We start from the raw sequence: 16,778 nt of genomic DNA, 5'->3' as shown, positions 1-16,778 counted from the left end.
TGCAGCACGTTTAGGGGATTGACGCCCCGTTCGGCCTCTGCAATTTTTTGCAGGACGTGAAGAATTTTGCAAGCGGACTTTTCCGGACATGGCCACTCCGCCCGACAGGCTGCCGACGATCGACGGCGAGGCGTCGCTCGCGACCCGCGCGGCGTGGCTGTATTTCGCGGCCGGGCTGACCCAGTCGGAGGTCGCCGACCGTCTCAACATCCAGAGCACCAAGGCGCACCGCCTGATCGCGCGCGCCAGCCGCGAGGGCATGATCCGCGTCTTCGTCGAGGGGCCGGTCGCCGAATGCGTCGCGCTGGAGAACGATCTCACGCAGCGCTTCGGCCTTGCGTTCTGCCGCGTCGCGCCTGATCTCGGCGAGAGCGATCTGCCGCTCAAGGCGCTCGCGCTGGAAGGCGCGAGCTTCCTGCGCCAGATCCTGGAGCGCGGCGACGACAAGGTGATCGGCGTCGGCCATGGCCGCACGCTCGCCGCCGTGGTCGAGCAGATGCCGCAGACGCCGGCGCGTGACGCGCAATTCGTGTCGCTGCTCGGCGGACTGACGCGGAAGTTTGCCGCCAATCCGTTCGACGTGATTCATCGCCTCGCCGAGCGCACCGGCGCGGAAGCCTATCTGTTGCCGGTGCCGGTGTTCGCCAATTCGGTCGCCGATCGCGCCGTGCTGATGCAGCAATTCGGCATCGCGGACGTGTTCGCGCTGGCGCGCCAGGCCTCGCTGCTGTTCGTCGGCATCGGCCAGGTCAGCCATGACGGCTTTCTGGTGGCGAGCGGCATGATCAAGCCGGACGAGGTGGCCGAGCTGAAGCGGGTCGGCGCCTGCGCCGATCTGCTCGGACATTTCTTCAGCGCCGACGGAACGGTGCTGGACACCGATCTGTCGGCCCGCGCCACCTCCATGAGCATGGCCGATCTCAGGAAGCACCGCATCGTCGCCATCGCCGGCGGTCCGGCGAAGGTGACCGCACTGCGCGGCGTGCTGCGCAGCGGCGTGCTGCACGGCCTCATCATCGACGAAGCGACTGCGAAGGCGCTCGCCACCGACAAGCCGGAGACCACATCCGGCAAGACAAGAAGCAAGACCCGGAAGGACAAATAAAACAAGCGTCAACAAGGAGAGGAAATACATGTTCGATCGCGAGAAGAATCTGTTCGACTCCTACGCTGCCAAACGCATCAGCCGCCGCGATCTCCTCGACGGCGCCGCCAAGCTCGGCATTGCGGGCCTTGCCGCAAACGCCGCCTTCGCCTCCTCGATGTCGAAGGCGATGGCCGCCGACTTCAACTGGAAGGCGCAGAGCGGCAAGAGCGTCAAGCTGCTGCTCAACAAGCACCCTTATGTCGATGCGATGATCGGCGACATCGAGGCGTTCAAGTCGCTGACCGGCATGAACGTCACCTACGACATCTTCCCGGAGGACGTCTATTTCGACAAGGTGACGGCGGCGCTGTCGTCGAAGTCGGACCAGTACGATGCCTTCATGACCGGCGCCTACATGACCTGGACCTACGGTCCGGCGGGCTGGATCGAGGATCTCAACACCTACATCAAGGATCCCGCCAAGACCAATCCGGCGTTCGCCTGGGACGACGTGCTGCCGGGCTTGCGCGCCTCCACCGCATGGGACGGCGTCGCCGGCTCCGAGCTCGGCTCGGGCAAGGCCAAGCAGTGGTGTATCCCGTGGGGCTATGAGCTCAACAACATCACCTACAACCGCAACGTCTTCGACAAGGTCGGCGTCAAGCCGCCGAAGAACCTCGACGAGATGCTGGAGGTCGCGGCCAAGATCACCAAGGACGCCGGCGGCCCCTACGGCGTCGGCGTGCGCGGCTCGCGCTCCTGGGCGACCATCCATCCGGGCTTCCTGTCGGCCTATTCGAATTTCGGCCAGAAGGACTTCGTGATGGAGGGCGGCAAGCTGAAGGCCGCGATGAACACCAAGGCCTCCAAGGATTTCCACGACAAATGGGTGAAGATGATCCAGACCTCGGGCCCGAAGAACTGGTCGACCTACACCTGGTACCAGGTCGGCACCGATCTCGGCGCCGGCGCCTCCGGCATGATCTTCGACGCCGACATCCTCGGCTACTTCATGAACGGCGGCGACAACAAGGAGAAGGGGCATCTCGGCTACGCGCCGTTCGCCGCCAATCCGGCTGCCAAGGCGCCGACCCCGAACGTCTGGATCTGGTCGCTCGCGATGTCGACCTTCTCCAAGCAGAAGGACGCCGCATGGCTGTTCATGCAGTGGGCGGCTTCCGTCGAGCATGATCTGTTCGGCGCGCGCAAGATGGACTTCGTCAATCCGGTGCGCACCTCGGTGTGGAAGGACAGCGAGTTCCGCGACCGCATCGCGAAATCCTATCCCGGCTATCTCGAGCAGCACGACATGTCGTCGCCCGGCGCCAAGATCTACTTCACGGCGCAGCCGCTGTTCTTCGACCTGACGACGGAATGGGCCGCCTCGCTGCAGAAGATGGTGGCGAAGGAGGTCAGCGTCGACGAAGGGCTCGACAAGCTCGCTGACAGCATCAACCGCCAGCTCAAGCAGGCCGGTCTCGGCTGACGGGTCTACTGTGCGGTGCTTGATCCCCGCACCGCACCCATCCGCCGGCTCGGAGCCTTGTCCCATCCGAGCCGGCGGCGTTTGCCAGCGGAACGCGATCTCCTATCATCATGAGCATGGTCCAACTTCTCCAGACGAACGCGCAGGCAGCGCCGGCCAAGCCAAGGCCGCGCGTGCGCCTCTTGCCCTATCTGCTGAGCCTGCCGGCGCTGCTCGTCTGCGTGGCGATCCTGGTTCCATTCGTGACCGCGGCGGTGTATTCGCTGCAGCGCTACCGGCTGAACCTGCCTTATCTGCGCGGCTTCATCGGTGCCGGCAACTACATCGACTTTCTGTCCGATCCGGCGTTCTGGAATACGTTCCGGATCTCGATCACCTATACCGCGGTGACGGTCGTGCTCGAGCTGCTGCTCGGGCTCGGCATCGCGCTGCTGCTGCGGCGGCCGACCCGCTTCCATAATGCGGTGTCGATCATGCTGCTGCTGCCGCTGATGACGGCGCCGGCGATCGCCGCGCTGATGTGGAAGCTGATGACCAATCCGAGCTTCGGCATCCTGTCCTATCTGGTCGGCCTGTTCGGCGTCACCGACTTCAAATGGGCCTCCGATCCATCGAGCGCGCTGTTCACGGTGGTGCTGGTCGACGTCTGGGTCTACACGCCCTTCATCATGATCCTGCTGCTGGCAGGCCTGCGCTCGCTGCCGCGGCAGCCGTTCGAGGCCGCGGCGCTCGACGGCGTGCCGGCGAGCTTCGTCTTCTTCCGCATCACCTTGCCGATGCTGGCGCCCTACATCATCACGGCATCGCTGTTCCGCCTGCTGGATTCGATCCAGCAGTTCGACATCATCTACGCGATGACACAGGGCGGGCCGGGCGACCGGCTGATGGTGTTCCAGGTGCAGGCCTATCTGGAATTCTTCCAGTACACCAATGTCGGCAGGTCGGCGGCGCTGTTGATGATCCTCTGGCTGATCACCAACATCCTGTCGAACATCTTCATCAAGAACTGGCTGCAGCTGCGCGCGCGTGCGCACGGCCACGCGTGACGGGGAGCGGCGCGATGGAACATTCCAGCCTTGCCGGTCGCATCTTCCGCGGCGTGGCGCTCACGCTGATCCTGATCTTCTTCATGTTTCCGATCGTCTGGATCTTCCTGATGTCGTTCCAGACCAACGAACAGATCTTGAGGATTCCGCCGCGGATCCTGTTCGAGCCGACGTTTGCGAACTACGAGGCGCTGATCTCCGGCCAGTTGCGCACCGCGGCCGGCAATCTACAGATCTCCTTCATGCGCAATCTCTTCAACAGCGTCGTGCTGTCGAGCGCGGCGGTGCTGCTGGCGCTGCTGCTCGGCGTGCCGGCGGCCTACGCCTTCGCGCGCTTCAAATTCCGCCTCGGCGAGAGCATCGCCTTCACGCTATTGTCGTTCCGCTTCGCGCCGCCGCTGCTCGTGCTGCTGCCGCTGTCGCTGTACTACCAGGAGCTCGGCCTCAACGACACCTACTTCGGCATCGTCTGGGTCTATCAGCTGATCGCACTGCCGTTGATCCTGTGGATCGTGCGCGGCTATTTCGAGGATATCAGCCCTGACATCGAGCATGCCTACCGGCTCGCCGGGCATTCCTGGCGCGAGGCCTTCACCCGCATCGCGGTGCCGCTGGCAGGGCCGGGCATCGCCGCGGCGGGGTTGCTGTCGTTCATCTTCTGCTGGAACAATTTCGTCTTCGCGCTGATCCTGGCCTCCGCCGACAAGCAACCGGTGACGGTCGGCGCGCTCGCCTTCGTCACCGCGTCGGGAATCCAATACGGTCAGATCGCGGCGGCGATCGTGCTGTCGGTGACGCCGACCTTGTTGCTCGCGCTCTATGCGCAGCGCTATCTGGTCGAGGGTCTGTCGCTCGGCGCGGTGAAGGGCTGATCCAATGGCGCGTCTTGAAATCAATTCGGTGAGCAAGGCATTCGGTGCGGCGCGGCCCGCCGACGGATTGTCGCTGGCGGTCGAGCCCGGCGAGATCGTCGCCGTGTTTGGTCCATCCGGCAGCGGCAAGACCGTATTGTTGCGCATGATCGCGGGCATGTTCGAGCCGGACGACGGTGACATCCTGATCGGCGGCCGCTCAGTCGTCGGCGCCCCGCCGGAGCGGCGCGGCATCGGCATGGCGTTCCAGAATTTTGCCCTGTTCCCGCACATGACCGCCCGCGACAATATCGCAAGCGGCCTGCGTGCCAGCGGCAACGAAGTTGCCAGACGTGTTGCCGCGATCAGCAAGCTGCTCAAGATCGAGCACGTGCTCGGCCACGCGCCGCGCGAATTGTCGAACGGGCAGAAGCAGCGCACTGCGCTGGCCCGGGCGCTGATCGGCAATCCGGATGTGCTGCTGCTCGATGATCCCCTGCGCAATGTCGATGCCAAGCTGCGCTACGAGATGCGGCTCGAGCTGCCGAACCTGCTGCGGCGTGGCACCGCCGCCGTGCTCTACGTGACCCAGGACTATCGCGAGGCGATGGCGATCGCCGACCGCATCGCCGTGCTGATCGATGGAAGGCTCGCGCAGGTCGCGACGCCTGCCGACATCTATGCCCAGCCCGCCTCGGTTGCGATCGCGCGGCTGTTCGGCGATCCGACCATCAATCTCGCCGAGGTATCTCCAGTCGCGGAGCACGGCATGCTGTCGGCCGAGGTTGCCGGCGCCAGGATGCGGCTCGCTGCGGCCGATGGCACAGCGTCGCTCGGTTCATGCTGGCTTGGCGTCCGGCCGGAGGATCTCGCGGTCTCATCCGCGTCCAGCGACGGCGCCATCCCGGCGCGCATCCTCGCGATCACGCCAATGCACGAGAAGGCGGTGCTGCTGCTTCGTCTCGCCGATGGAACGGAGTGGCTGGCGGCGCTGCCGCCGGATGCGCCGCAGGGTGCGGCCGACGATGGCGTTTTCGTCCGCTTCGCGAGCGATGCCGCGATGCTGTTCGATCGCGCGACCGGGCTGCGGATCGGGGCCTCGCCCCGGCTCAAGGCGGCATAGGAGCCGATGGTCATGGACATGCTCGAGCTTCGAGGCATCGACAAGGTCTACCGTAGCCGCGGTAAAGAGCCGGTGCACGCGGTGCGCGCGCTCGACATGGCGGTCGAGAAGGGCGAGATCGTCGCGCTGTTGGGCTCGTCGGGCTGCGGCAAGACCTCGACCTTGCGCATGATCGCAGGCTTCGAGGACGTCTCGGCCGGATCGATCGCGCTCGGCGGGCGGCGGATCCACGAGCTGCCGCCGGCGCGGCGCAAGGTCGCGATGGCCTTCGAGGGCTATTCGCTCTATCCGCCGCTCACGGTCCGCGAGAACATCGCCTTCGCGCTGAAATCCGCCCAGCTGCCGCGAGCCGAGGTGGCGCGTCGGGTGGACGAGATCGCCCGCCTGGTCGAGATCGAGGACATCCTCGACAGTTATCCGCGCGCCATCTCCGGCGGCCAGCAGCAACGGGTGTCGCTGGCGCGGGCGCTGGTGCGCGATGCCGATCTCTATCTGCTCGACGAGCCGATGGGACAGCTCGAGCCGCAGCTGCGCGCGGTGCTGCGCGGCCGCATCAAGAGCCTGCTCGCCGAGCGCGGCATGACCGCGATCTTCGTCACCCACGACCAGACCGAAGCCAGCGCGCTGGCCGACCGCATCGCCGTGATGGAAGGCGGCATATTGCAGCAATTCGCCAGCGAGAAGGAGCTGAAGGGCCGGCCCGCCAATCTGTTCGTCGCGAGCTTCATCGGCGAGCCGCCGATGAACCTGCTCGACGCCAGCGTGACGCGGTCGGATGGCGGCTTCCGCCTGTCGGTCGGAACCGAGATGGGCTTCGACATCGGCGGCGCCGGCCTGGACAGCGAGGCGGCGAAGGTGCTTGCCGGCACGCCGCAGGTGCGGATCGGCATTCGTCCGCAGAAGATCGCGGTCGGGACCGGCGACGTCAGGGTGAAGGTCGTCTCCAACCAGTGGCTCGGCGATCAGTCGCATGTCGCCGGCGATTGCAACGGCCGCATGCTGATCGCGGTGACGCCGGGCCGCGTCGCCGCGCGGCCGGGCGATATCGTGCCGTTCGCGCTGGAGCCGCGTCACCTGCATATCTTCGGCAGCAATGGGGCCTGTATTCGCCATGCGGAGGTGTCCTGACCATGGCCGCTTCCGCAAGTCGCGACGTCATCATCGGCATCGATGCCGGCACCTCGCTGATCAAGGCGGTGGCGTTCACGCTGGCCGGCGAGCAGCTTGCCGACGTCTCGCGGCCGAACGCGTATAGCAGCCTGGCCGGCGGCCATGTCGAGCAGGACATGGCGCGGACCTGGACCGATACGGTCGCGGTCATTCGTGCGCTCGCGAAGTCGGTGCCTGATCTGTCCGCACGCATTGCGGCGATCGCGGTGACCGGGCAGGGCGACGGCACCTGGCTGATCGACGACGACGGCCGGCCGGTTGCGCCGGCGCTGCTGTGGCTGGACTCACGCGCCGGCCGGCTGGTCGAGCAGATCCGCGCCAGCGAGCGCAACGCGCCGCTCTATCGCCGCACCGGCTCCGGGCTCAACGCCTGCCAGCAGGGGCCGCAACTGGCGTGGCTGCAGGCGCACCTGCCTGAGGCGATCGCCCGGGCGACGACGGCGTTCCATTGCAAGGACTGGCTCTATTTCCTGCTCACCGGTGAGCGCGCCACCGATCCGTCCGAAGCCACGTTCTCCTGCGGCGAATTCCGCAAGCGCGGCTTCGATGCGGAGACCGCGCGGTTGATCGGGATCGACGGCCTGACGCATCTATTCCCGCAAGTCGTCGACGGCGCGGTCACGACACATCCGCTGACCGCGGCCGCCGCCATCGAGATCGGCCTGCCGGAAGGTGTGCCGGTCTGCCTTGGCTATGTCGACGTGATCTGCAACGCGCTAGGAGCCGGGCTGTATGACCCGTCGCCCGATGTCGGCTGCACCATCATTGGCTCGACCGGCATGCATATGCGGTTGGTGTCGAGCGCCGACGCGGTGACGCTGAACCGCGAGGCCACCGGCTACACCATGCCGTTCCCGGTGCCGGGTCACTATGCCCAGATGCAGTCCAACATGGCGGCGACGCTGAACATCGACTGGATGCTCGATCTCGCCTGCGACTTGCTGGCGGCGGAAGGCGTCACGCGGACGCGCGCTGAGCTGATCCGCCGGCTCGACGATCAGGTGCTGCGCGCCAAGCCCGGCGAGGTGCTGTTCCATCCGTTTATTTCCGATGCCGGCGAGCGTGGCCCGTTCGTCGCGCATGAGGCCAGCGCGCAATTCTTTGGCCTGCGCTCGCGCCACCGCTATGGCGACCTGATGCGCGGCGTGATGGAGGGCCTGGCCTTCGCCGCGCGGGATTGCTACGCCGCGATGGGGTCGCTGCCGCGTGATGTCCGGATCACCGGCGGCGCGGCGAAGAGCCGTGCGCTCGGCGCCATCCTCGGCGCCGCGCTGGATTGCGACGTCCGGATCTGCAGCCGCGCCGAGGCCGGCGCGGCAGGTGCGGCGATGATCGCCGCGGTCGCGATCGATGCCCATCCCGACATGCGCGCCTGCGCCGAGCAATGGGTCACGCCGCATCTGAGCGCCCCGCAATCGCCTGACGCCGCGCTGGCGAAGCGCTATGCCAGCATCTTCCCGACCTATCTCGATGCAAGGCTGGCGTCGCGGCCGGTCTGGAAGCAACTCGCCGCGCTGCGCGCCGGAGGCGACCATGCCTAAGTCCATCGCCATTATCGGTGACCGCTTCATGCTGCCGTCGATGTTCGCCGAACATATCCGGACCGCCTGCGGCAATGGCGTCGACATCCGTTCCCTGGAGCAACCCTGGCCGGACGAGCCGATGGAGCATGGCTACGCTGGCTCGAAGCTCGATGGCCTGAAGGAATTCATGGGGCAGCCGGACGAGATCGTCGACTTCATCGGCGATGCCGAGCTGCTGGTCACCCATCTGGCGCCGATCTCGCGGTCGATGCTGGAGCGGCTGCCGAAGCTGAAATTCATCGCGGTGTCGCGGGGCGGGCCGGTTAATATCGACATGCAGGCGGCGCGCGACCATAACGTGCTGGTGGTCAACACGCCCGGCCGCAATGCGAGCGCGGTGGCGGAGTTCACGATCGGCGCCATTCTCGCCGAGACACGCCTGATCCGCAGCGGTCATGAGGCGCTGCGTGGCGGCGAATGGCGCGGCGATCTCTATCGCGCCGACCGTACCGGGCGCGAGCTCGGCGAGATGACGGTCGGCATCGTCGGCTACGGCGCGATCGGCAGCCGCGTGGCCAAGCTGCTGAAGGCGTTCGGCTGCAGGATCCTGGTCGCCGATCCCTATGTCCAGCTCAGCGCCCAGGATCGCAACGACGGCGTCGAGCATGTCGCGCTCAGTGAATTGCTCGGCCGCGCCGACGTCATCACGCTGCACGCGCGGGTGACGCCCGAGACCACTCGCTTCATCGGACGCGACGCGCTGGCGCGGATCAAGCAGGGCGCGTTCCTGATCAACACCGCGCGCGGGCCGCTGGTCGATTACGAAGCGCTGCATGATGCGCTGGCATCGGGGCATCTCGGCGGCGCCATGCTCGACACCTTCGCGGTCGAGCCCGTCCCCGCAGACTGGCCGCTGTTGCAGCTCCCCAACGTCACGCTGACGCCGCACATCGCCGGCGCCTCCGTGCGTACCGTCACCGTGGCCGCCGAGCAGGCGGCCGAAGAGGTTCGCCGCTTCCTGGCCGGCGAGCCGCCACGCAATCCGTGCTGAAGAAGCAATCTGCGCTGAAGAAGAAAGGCAGTCCGAATGACCCGTGAGGAACGACAATTGCGCGAGGCAATCATCGCCAAGTGCCGATGGATGAATGCGTCGGGTCTCAACCAGGGGACATCAGGCAACATCTCCGCCCGCTACAAGGACCGGATGCTGATCACGCCGTCGGCGACCCCCTATGATTCGATGAAGCCGGAGATGATCGCGTCGATGCCGCTCGAAGGTGACTACGGCGCATGGGAAGGGCCGCTGCAGCCGTCCACCGAATGGCGCTTTCATCTTGATATCACACGCGCCCGGCCCGATGTCGGCGCCATCGTCCATACCCACTCAACCTATGCGACCGTGCTCGCGATCGCGCGTAAACCGATCCCGGCTTGCCACTATATGATGGCGGCGTTCGGCGGCACCGACATCCGCTGCGCCGGCTACGCGCGCTACGGCACCAAGGAATTGTCCGACCATGCGATCGCGGCGCTGGAGGGCCGCAATGGCTGCCTGCTCGCCAACCACGGCATGATCGCGCTCGGCGCCAATCTCGACAAGGCGATGTGGCTCGCGGTCGAGCTCGAGACCATCGCGCGGCAATACTACCTCTCGCTCGCGCTCGATTCGCGGATCATCCTGTCGGACGAGGAGATTGCCGACACCGCGAAGGGCTTCTCGACCTACGGCTTGCAGTCGCCGAAGCCGAACAAAGCCCGTGCGACGGCAAAGGCGGCGCCGCGCCGCGCCGAGAAACGGCGTAGCAGCAAACGATGACGGGCGCTGCGCCGGTCGCAGGCAGGGATCATGGGCTGGTCGATATCGCGGTGATCGGTGGCGGCATCAACGGCGCCGGCATCGCCCGCGACGCCGCCGGCCGTGGATTGAAGGTGCTGCTCTGCGAGAAGGATGATTTCGCCGAGGGCACCTCGTCGCGCTCGGGGAAGCTGATCCATGGGGGCTTGCGCTATCTCGAATATTACGAGTTCCGTCTGGTGCGCGAGGCGCTGATCGAGCGCGAGGTGCTGCTGGCGTCCGCGCCCCACATCATCTGGCCGATGCGCTTCGTGCTGCCGCATTCGCCGGAGCAGCGGCCGGCCTGGCTGGTCCGCACCGGGCTGCTGCTCTACGACCATCTCGGCGGCCGCAAGCAACTGCCGGCGAGCCGCAGCCTGGATCTGTCGCAGGCCCCGGAGGGCGCGCCGCTGCGTCAGGAGTTCCGGCGTGGTTTTGAATATTCGGATTGCTGGGTCGATGACAGCCGGCTGGTGATCCTCAACCTGATCGATGCCGCGCAGAACGGCGCCCGCATCCTGCCGCGGACGCGGGCGGTGCGCGCGCGCCGCGACGGCGAGCTCTGGCTGCTGGAAGTGCGGGGCGACGACGGCACGGAGCAGGTCGTGCGGTCGCGCGCGCTGGTCAACGCCGCCGGGCCATGGGTGCAGGATGTCATCCAGGGCGTGACCGGGCTGAACTCTGCCCAGAACGTGCGGCTGGTGAAAGGCAGTCACATCGTGGTGCCGAAATTCTGGGACGGGCCGCAGGCCTATCTGCTGCAAAATACCGATCGCCGGGTGATCTTCGTCAATCCCTATGAGGACGATCTCGCATTGATCGGCACGACAGACATTCCCTATCAGGGCCGTGCCGAGGACGTCGCGATCGGCGAGGACGAGACCGACTACCTGCTGCAGGTCTTGCGACGCTATTTCCGGACGCCGCCGCAGCCGAGCGAGATCGTGCACGCCTTCTCCGGCGTTCGGCCGCTCTACGATGACAACGCCGACAATCCGTCGGCCGTGACACGCGACTATGTGTTCGAGGTTCACGGCGCGGAGGGCGCGCCGCCGCTGCTCTCGATCTTCGGCGGCAAGATCACGACCTACCGCCGGCTCGCCGAGCAGGCGATGCAGCGCCTCGCGCCGTGGTTTCCAAAACTGTCGCCGGCCTGGACCGCGGATCGGCCGCTGCCCGGCGGCGACATTGGCGGCAGCTTCGATGATTTTTCCCGCGCGCTGGCGAGCGACTATCCCGATCTGCCGCAAAAGCTGATCCATCACTATGCCCGCCTCTACGGGACGCGCGCGCGCGAGTTGCTGGGCGCGGCCCGCATCGTGGCCGATCTGGGCCGGCATTTCGGCGGCGACTTCTATGAATGCGAGGCGGCGTATCTGCGCGCGAAGGAGTGGGCCAAGTTGCCTGCCGATTTCCTGGATCGGCGCACCAAGCACGGCCTGCATTTGACGCCGACGGAGCGGCTAGCGTTCGAGAGCTACATCTAGGACGGCATCTGCATCAAGGTGACCTGTTTCGATCTAGCCGGTCGATCCGGCTGTCCGTTCTTGTGCCGGTGCAGCGGAAAGCTCGTCGTGATCCCCACCCCTCTTGCAAAGGGAGACGATTGGCCGATCGAATCGGTCCGGATCGATTGGATCATCGCTGATCCCAATATCCGGTCGGCTGCAGTTAGGCGGGCGACAGCTCCGTGTCGCCTCCTATCGCCGAGGATAGTCCACGGAGTGATGTTCGTCACGGAAAAGTCGGGGATGGGAACGAGAATCTATGGCAGGGAGCTTGGACTTGCCGGTCAAGCTTGCGCGCCTGCTGTATATTTGGCGATGCATGGGGTGGCGCCGTCCCGGCCCCGGTGATGTCTGCGATGATTCCGGTGCCGCTTGAAGGAGGCTGGATGGTCGCGGTATTCCCGTTCACCGACCTCCGCTCGCCGAGTCTTTCGTTCGGCTTGACGGGCGCAATGGCTTCATCCGGAATAGCCGCTGCCGGCATTGGCTTACACAACTTTTTTTTGGCGAAACCAAATGATGATCAGCGCAGACGTGTCCAGCATACTGGATCGCATTCTCGATGCGGCAACCGACAACCTCAGGTTCGCGAAGATTCTGATTCAGATCGGTCTCGATCCCAATGACGTGACTTGGAACGCCATCTTCAGCCGCCTGCTGGAAATCTTTCTGCACAACATCACCCTGGCAAACATGTTCGCTTTGGTCGGTGCGGCCTTCTTTGTAGCCACTCTTCTGACGCAGACCATGGTCCCGCTCCGAGTCGCCAACATGATCGGTTGCGTATTCTTTGCCATCTTCGGTGCGCTCACTGGAGCCATCACAACGTTTCTGCTTTATCTCCTGATGGTTCCCATCAACGCCTACCGCCTTCATCAAATGCTCGCTCTGGTGAAGAAAGCGCGCACGGCAACGCAGGGCGACATGTCGATGGAATGGCTCAAGCCGTTCATGACCCAGCGCAAGTACCGCAAGGGCGAAATCTTGATGAAGAAAGGTGACGCAGCCAACGAAATGCTGCTGACAGTTACCGGCAGATTCCGGGTCATTGAAATCAACGTCGATGTTCCGCCGGGCCGCCTGATGGGCGAACTCGGTTTCCTCACGCCTGACAACCGCCGGACCGCGACCATCGAGTGTATCGAGGACGGACACGTTCTAACCATCACTTATGAAAAGCTGCTCGAGATCTACTTCCAGAACCCGCAGTTCGGCTATTATTTCCTTGTCTTGACGAGCCAGCGCCTCCTGGAAAATCTCGCGCGGGCCGAAGCCATCATCGCGCAGAACAAGATCGCGGTGCAGGCCGCCTCCGCGAGCTGACGGCGGAGCAGCACGAGCAATGGCGAGCGTCAGGCGTTCCGCGCGGTCAGGTCAAAAAGCCGTCTATGACGGCCAAACCGGATGGCGGATCTTCCAGGTACTGTCGCATCGACTCATCCTGCGAGTTGGTCTGACGCCCTCGCGAACGAACGAAAAGTACACGTATCTGGTGCGTTCGTCGCGCGACGGGCAACGAGGACCCAGTACGGCACTGATACTCTTGGTGGGCCCGGCAGGACTCGAACCTGCAACCAGACCGTTATGAGCGGCCGGCTCTAACCATTGAGCTACAGGCCCCGCCGCCTTGCGGGCCGCGGGAGCGGCCGGCAACGGTGCGGGCTCCGTTTACAGGCTGCGTCGGGTTTCGGCAATGCCGCCCCGGTCCGCCCATGACGGCCATTCGCGCCTCAGTCCACCGAGACGCCGGCGAACTCCACCACCTTGCGCCATTTCTCGGTCTCGTCGGCCACCAGTTTGCCGAATTCGGCCGGGGTCATCGGCTTCGGGATGCCGCCTGCCTCGGCGAGGCGCGCCACGAGCTTGGGGTCCTTCAGGGCCTCGCCGACCGCCTTGTTCAGCGCGTCGACGATCTCCGGCGGCGTGCCCTTCGGCGCGGAGATGCCGTAGAAGCCGACCGCCTCGAAGCCTGGCACCGTTTCGGCGATCGCCGGCACGTCGGGCACGCTGGGCCAGCGCTGCGGCGAGGTCACGCCGAGCGCGCGGACGCTGCCGCCGCGCGACTGCTCCAGCGCCGACGGCAGATTGTCGAAGATCAGCTGCACCTTGTTGGAGATGATGTCGGGGAAGGCGATGGCCGATCCCCGATACGGCACATGCTGCATGTCGCACTTGGTCATCGCCTTGAACAGCTCGGCCGACATGTGCACCGAGGTGCCGTAGCCGGACGAGGCGTAGGCGATCTTGCCCGGATTGGCCTTGCAATAGTCGATGAACTCCTGAACCGTCTTCACCGGCATCGCATTCGAGACCACCAGCATGTTGGTGAGCTGCATGATGCTGGCGACCGGGGTGGTGTCGCGCAGGAAGTCGTAGGGCAGCTTCTTGTAGAGCGAGGTCGAGATCGCGTTGTTGGGTGCGACGAACAGCAGCGTGTAACCGTCCGCCGGCGAGTTGATCGCGGCGGCGGCTGCGATGTTGCCGCCGGAGCCGGTGCGGTTTTCGACCACGAATTGCTGGCCGAAATGATCTGACAGCCACTGGCTCATGATACGCGCGACGATATCGACCGGGCCGCCGGCGGCAAACCCGATGATCCAGCGCACCGGACGGTTCGGATAGTCGGACGCGGACGAGGGCGCCACCGAGGCAATGCAACAAATCAAACCGAGCAAGGCAGCACGTGCGAACCGGAACATCATCTCTCCCGTCATTTTCTTGTGACTGTTGCCGTCATGGTTTCACAAAACGCTGCCTTTGCCTACGACCCCGCCCGTGCGACGATAGTTGGACTCGTGTGCAATGCTTGAGGCCCGGGATGAAATTCGCTGTTATGTTCTGCGCCGGCGCGCTGCTGCTCGCGAGCGGTGCGGCGGCGCAAGAGGGGAGCAAGACCATTTCCAGAACCACGATCAGTTTCGCCACGGCGACGCCGGGGGGCGGCTTTCCGCTCTATGGCAATGCGCTTGCCGAGGTGATGAACGCAGCCGATCCGACGCTGTCGATCGAGCCGCGCAACACCAAGGGCTCCAACGAGAACATTCCGCTGCTCGAGGCCGGCAGCGTCGACATCGCAACCGTTGCGGGCGAGCCGTCCTATGAAGCCTTCATGGGCATCGGCCGGCCGAAGGCGACCAAGCTGAATATCCTCACCGCGATGTACTCGAGCCCCGGCATGTTCGTGGTCCGCGCCGACAGTCGCTACAAGACGATCCAGGATCTGGTCGGCCAGCCCGTCGCGTTCGGCGCCAAGGGCTCGGGCCTGCCGATCCTGTCGCGCTACATCCTCGACGGCATCGGGCTGAAGCAGGACGAGGACTTCAAGTCGATCTATCTCGATCGCGCCGGTGATGGTCCTGCGATGGTCGAGGACGGCCGCGCCGCGGCGCTGTGGGGCGCCGGCATCGGCTGGCCCGGCTTCAGCAAGATGGCCGAGAGCGCGACCGGCGCGCGCTTCATCGCACCGACCGCGGACGAGATCGCGCGCATCCGCGCCAAGCACACTTTCCTGAAGCCGCTGACGATCGCGGCCGGCAGTTATCCGAAGCAGACGGAAGCAATCTCTTCGGTCGGCTCCTGGAGCTACATCCTGGTGCGCGAGAGCCTGCCCGACGATGTCGCCTACCGGCTGGCGAAGACGCTGCACGGCGTCGAGGCTGATTTTTGCAAGAAGCTCGCCCAGGCCTGCGAGACCACGGCGGCGAACACCGTCGCCGCCGCACCCGACATCAATCTGATCCACCCCGGCGTGCTCAGATATTTCCGCGAGATCGGGGTGGCAAAGTGAAGAGGGCGAATGGCGAATGGAAGATCTGATTCATCGCCATCGCTATTCGCCACTCCCTGTTCGCTATTGGCCTATTTCTTCACCATCGAACACGCCGGGTCCGGCGGGCCGAACGCGTCCTCGCCCGAGATCTTGGCCAGGATCTTGTAATAGTCCCACGGATATTTCGACTCGGCCGGGGTCTTGACCTGGACCAGCCAGAGGTCGTGCACCATCAGATTGTCTTCGCGCAGTTTGCCATTGCGGGCGAAGAAATCCTCGACCGGCTTCTCGCGCATCTTGGCCGCGACCTTGAGCGGATCGTCGGTGCCGGCATCCTTGATCCCGTTCAGATAGGCGGTCACGGAGGAGTAGACGCCGGCCTGCCACATCGTCGGCATCCGGTTCATCTTGGCGAAATAGCGCTTCGACCACTCCCGGGTCTTGTCGTCCATGTCCCAGTAGAACGAGGTGGTCAGCAACAGGCCCTGCGCGGCCGACAGCCCGATCGAGTGGATGTCGGTGATCAAGGCCAGCAGCGCCGCCATCTGCTGGCCGCCGGCGAAGACGCCGAACTCGGCGGCGGTCTTGATCTCGTTGGTATTGTTCGGTGGTCCGCCGGCAATGCCGATAATCTTGGCCTTCGAGGCCTGCGCCTGAAGGATGAAGGACGACAGATCGGGCGTCGCAAACGGCGGCCGCACCGCGCCGAGCACCTTGCCGCCGTTCTTGGTCACGATCGCGGAGGCGTCCTTCTCCAGCGAATGGCCGAACGCATAATCGTCGGTGATGAAGAACCAGCTGTCGCCGCCGCGCTTCACCACCTCCTGCGCGGTGCCGACCGCGAGCGCGCGGGTGTCGAACACCCACTGCATAGCGTAGGGCGAGCAGAACTTGCCATGGAAATCGGTCGCGCCGGTCGAGTGCGTGATGAATAGCTTCTTCTTCTCGTTGGCGATGTTCTGCACCGCGAGGCCGACCGCCGAAACCGGCACGTCGACGATGAGGTCGACCTGATCGACGTCATACCAGCGCCGCGCGATGGTCGCGCCGATGTCCGGCTTGAGCTGGTGATCACCGACGATCACCGAGATCGGCTTGCCGAGCACCTTGCCGCCGAAATCATCGACCGCCATCTGCGCGGCGGTGACCGAGCCCTGTCCGGTCGGCGTCGAGGCCGGGCCGTTCATGTCGGTCAGCACGCCGATCTTGACGATGTCGTCGGATACCTGGGCTGATGCGGCCGAGGAGGCCAGCAGCGCGGCTGCGAGCGTCCCGAACACGGCTAGTCTGGTGGCGATCATTCTGTCTCCCTCCTGAACTGGCGCATTGGCCATTATGGTTGTCCCGGGCCTCTGGAACCCGGTTATATTGGTTTCTTTTG

At 65.0% G+C, this 16,778-nt stretch carries 14 protein-coding genes and 1 tRNA gene; 12 read left to right on the top strand and 3 right to left on the bottom strand.

The window, feature by feature from the left end; genetic code table 11:
- Positions 1 to 88 precede the first annotated feature (88 nt).
- The 11 genes from FBZ93_RS34315 (at position 89) to FBZ93_RS34265 (ending at position 12,951) form a co-directional block, all read left to right on the top strand.
- Positions 89 to 1,105 (top strand): sugar-binding transcriptional regulator, encoded by a 1,017-nt coding sequence (locus tag FBZ93_RS34315; RefSeq protein ID WP_146991841.1) that lies wholly within the window; start codon positions 89 to 91, stop codon positions 1,103 to 1,105.
- Between the two features lie 28 nt (positions 1,106 to 1,133).
- Positions 1,134 to 2,573, top strand: a complete 1,440-nt coding sequence (locus tag FBZ93_RS34310; protein ID WP_146991840.1) for an extracellular solute-binding protein — start codon at positions 1,134 to 1,136, stop codon at positions 2,571 to 2,573.
- A gap of 116 nt (positions 2,574 to 2,689) precedes the next feature.
- Complete coding sequence (locus FBZ93_RS34305) at positions 2,690 to 3,619, top strand: carbohydrate ABC transporter permease (protein WP_208764096.1); 930 nt, start codon at positions 2,690 to 2,692, stop codon at positions 3,617 to 3,619.
- Between the two features lie 14 nt (positions 3,620 to 3,633).
- Positions 3,634 to 4,491 (top strand): carbohydrate ABC transporter permease, encoded by an 858-nt coding sequence (locus tag FBZ93_RS34300; RefSeq protein ID WP_074127298.1) that lies wholly within the window; start codon positions 3,634 to 3,636, stop codon positions 4,489 to 4,491.
- Positions 4,492 to 4,495: 4 nt separating this feature from the next.
- Positions 4,496 to 5,593 carry an ABC transporter ATP-binding protein gene (locus tag FBZ93_RS34295; protein WP_146991838.1) on the top strand — a complete coding sequence of 366 codons (1,098 nt, stop codon included), beginning with the start codon at positions 4,496 to 4,498 and terminating at the stop codon, positions 5,591 to 5,593.
- 12 nt (positions 5,594 to 5,605) lie between these two features.
- On the top strand, positions 5,606 to 6,721 hold the full coding sequence (locus FBZ93_RS34290) for an ABC transporter ATP-binding protein (RefSeq protein WP_433995468.1): 1,116 nt from the start codon (positions 5,606 to 5,608) through the stop codon (positions 6,719 to 6,721).
- Positions 6,722 to 6,723: 2 nt separating this feature from the next.
- The gene (locus FBZ93_RS34285; protein WP_146991837.1) at positions 6,724 to 8,304 is read left to right on the top strand and encodes an FGGY-family carbohydrate kinase; all 1,581 of its coding nucleotides are present in this window, start codon (positions 6,724 to 6,726) and stop codon (positions 8,302 to 8,304) included.
- A complete protein-coding gene (locus FBZ93_RS34280) occupies positions 8,297 to 9,337 on the top strand; it encodes a 2-hydroxyacid dehydrogenase (protein ID WP_146991836.1) in 1,041 nt (346 codons plus the stop codon). Before FBZ93_RS34285 ends, FBZ93_RS34280 begins: the two co-directional genes overlap by 8 nt.
- A gap of 36 nt (positions 9,338 to 9,373) precedes the next feature.
- Positions 9,374 to 10,102: a class II aldolase/adducin family protein gene (locus tag FBZ93_RS34275; protein WP_167529340.1), complete on the top strand. Its 729-nt coding sequence runs from the start codon at positions 9,374 to 9,376 to the stop codon at positions 10,100 to 10,102.
- Complete coding sequence (locus tag FBZ93_RS34270; RefSeq protein ID WP_146991834.1) at positions 10,099 to 11,607, top strand: glycerol-3-phosphate dehydrogenase; 1,509 nt, start codon at positions 10,099 to 10,101, stop codon at positions 11,605 to 11,607. The genes FBZ93_RS34275 and FBZ93_RS34270 overlap by 4 nt, the downstream gene beginning before the upstream one ends.
- Positions 11,608 to 12,144: 537 nt before the next feature.
- Positions 12,145 to 12,951 (top strand): Crp/Fnr family transcriptional regulator, encoded by an 807-nt coding sequence (locus FBZ93_RS34265; protein ID WP_146991833.1) that lies wholly within the window; start codon positions 12,145 to 12,147, stop codon positions 12,949 to 12,951.
- Positions 12,952 to 13,172: 221 nt separating this feature from the next.
- Here FBZ93_RS34265 and FBZ93_RS34260 read toward each other — a convergent pair.
- Positions 13,173 to 13,248, bottom strand: a tRNA-Ile gene (locus FBZ93_RS34260).
- A 110-nt stretch (positions 13,249 to 13,358) separates the two neighbouring features.
- Positions 13,359 to 14,327, bottom strand: a complete 969-nt coding sequence (locus tag FBZ93_RS34255; protein WP_246667769.1) for a Bug family tripartite tricarboxylate transporter substrate binding protein — start codon at positions 14,325 to 14,327, stop codon at positions 13,359 to 13,361.
- A gap of 119 nt (positions 14,328 to 14,446) precedes the next feature.
- Here FBZ93_RS34255 and FBZ93_RS34250 point away from each other — a divergent pair, with 119 nt between their 5' ends.
- The gene (locus FBZ93_RS34250) at positions 14,447 to 15,415 is read left to right on the top strand and encodes a TAXI family TRAP transporter solute-binding subunit (RefSeq protein WP_146991831.1); all 969 of its coding nucleotides are present in this window, start codon (positions 14,447 to 14,449) and stop codon (positions 15,413 to 15,415) included.
- Positions 15,416 to 15,486: 71 nt separating this feature from the next.
- Here the strand turns inward: FBZ93_RS34250 and FBZ93_RS34245 are convergent, their stop codons facing one another.
- On the bottom strand, positions 15,487 to 16,698 hold the full coding sequence (locus tag FBZ93_RS34245; RefSeq protein ID WP_146991830.1) for an ABC transporter substrate-binding protein: 1,212 nt from the start codon (positions 16,696 to 16,698) through the stop codon (positions 15,487 to 15,489).
- Positions 16,699 to 16,778: the final 80 nt, after the last annotated feature.

This window comes from Bradyrhizobium macuxiense, assembly GCF_007993935.1.
GTDB lineage: Bacteria > Pseudomonadota > Alphaproteobacteria > Rhizobiales > Xanthobacteraceae > Bradyrhizobium > Bradyrhizobium macuxiense_A.
The sequence above is the reverse complement of the archived record's forward strand: the minus strand, read 5'-3'. Positions and strand labels throughout refer to the sequence as shown.

What these genes read in the sequence shown, in the direction of transcription:
- FBZ93_RS34295 (WP_146991838.1), top strand. Translation starts at nt 4,496, where the DNA reads ATGGCGCGTCTTGAAATCAATTCGGTGAGCAAGGCATTCGGTGCGGCG.
- FBZ93_RS34255 (WP_246667769.1), bottom strand. Translation starts at nt 14,327, where the DNA reads ATGTTCCGGTTCGCACGTGCTGCCTTGCTCGGTTTGATTTGTTGCATT.
- FBZ93_RS34270 (WP_146991834.1), top strand. Translation starts at nt 10,099, where the DNA reads ATGACGGGCGCTGCGCCGGTCGCAGGCAGGGATCATGGGCTGGTCGAT.
- FBZ93_RS34280 (WP_146991836.1), top strand. Translation starts at nt 8,297, where the DNA reads ATGCCTAAGTCCATCGCCATTATCGGTGACCGCTTCATGCTGCCGTCG.
- FBZ93_RS34300 (WP_074127298.1), top strand. Translation starts at nt 3,634, where the DNA reads ATGGAACATTCCAGCCTTGCCGGTCGCATCTTCCGCGGCGTGGCGCTC.
- FBZ93_RS34290 (WP_433995468.1), top strand. Translation starts at nt 5,606, where the DNA reads ATGGACATGCTCGAGCTTCGAGGCATCGACAAGGTCTACCGTAGCCGC.
- FBZ93_RS34305 (WP_208764096.1), top strand. Translation starts at nt 2,690, where the DNA reads ATGGTCCAACTTCTCCAGACGAACGCGCAGGCAGCGCCGGCCAAGCCA.
- FBZ93_RS34265 (WP_146991833.1), top strand. Translation starts at nt 12,145, where the DNA reads ATGATGATCAGCGCAGACGTGTCCAGCATACTGGATCGCATTCTCGAT.
- FBZ93_RS34315 (WP_146991841.1), top strand. Translation starts at nt 89, where the DNA reads ATGGCCACTCCGCCCGACAGGCTGCCGACGATCGACGGCGAGGCGTCG.
- FBZ93_RS34285 (WP_146991837.1), top strand. Translation starts at nt 6,724, where the DNA reads ATGGCCGCTTCCGCAAGTCGCGACGTCATCATCGGCATCGATGCCGGC.
- FBZ93_RS34275 (WP_167529340.1), top strand. Translation starts at nt 9,374, where the DNA reads ATGACCCGTGAGGAACGACAATTGCGCGAGGCAATCATCGCCAAGTGC.
- FBZ93_RS34310 (WP_146991840.1), top strand. Translation starts at nt 1,134, where the DNA reads ATGTTCGATCGCGAGAAGAATCTGTTCGACTCCTACGCTGCCAAACGC.
- FBZ93_RS34250 (WP_146991831.1), top strand. Translation starts at nt 14,447, where the DNA reads ATGAAATTCGCTGTTATGTTCTGCGCCGGCGCGCTGCTGCTCGCGAGC.
- FBZ93_RS34245 (WP_146991830.1), bottom strand. Translation starts at nt 16,698, where the DNA reads ATGATCGCCACCAGACTAGCCGTGTTCGGGACGCTCGCAGCCGCGCTG.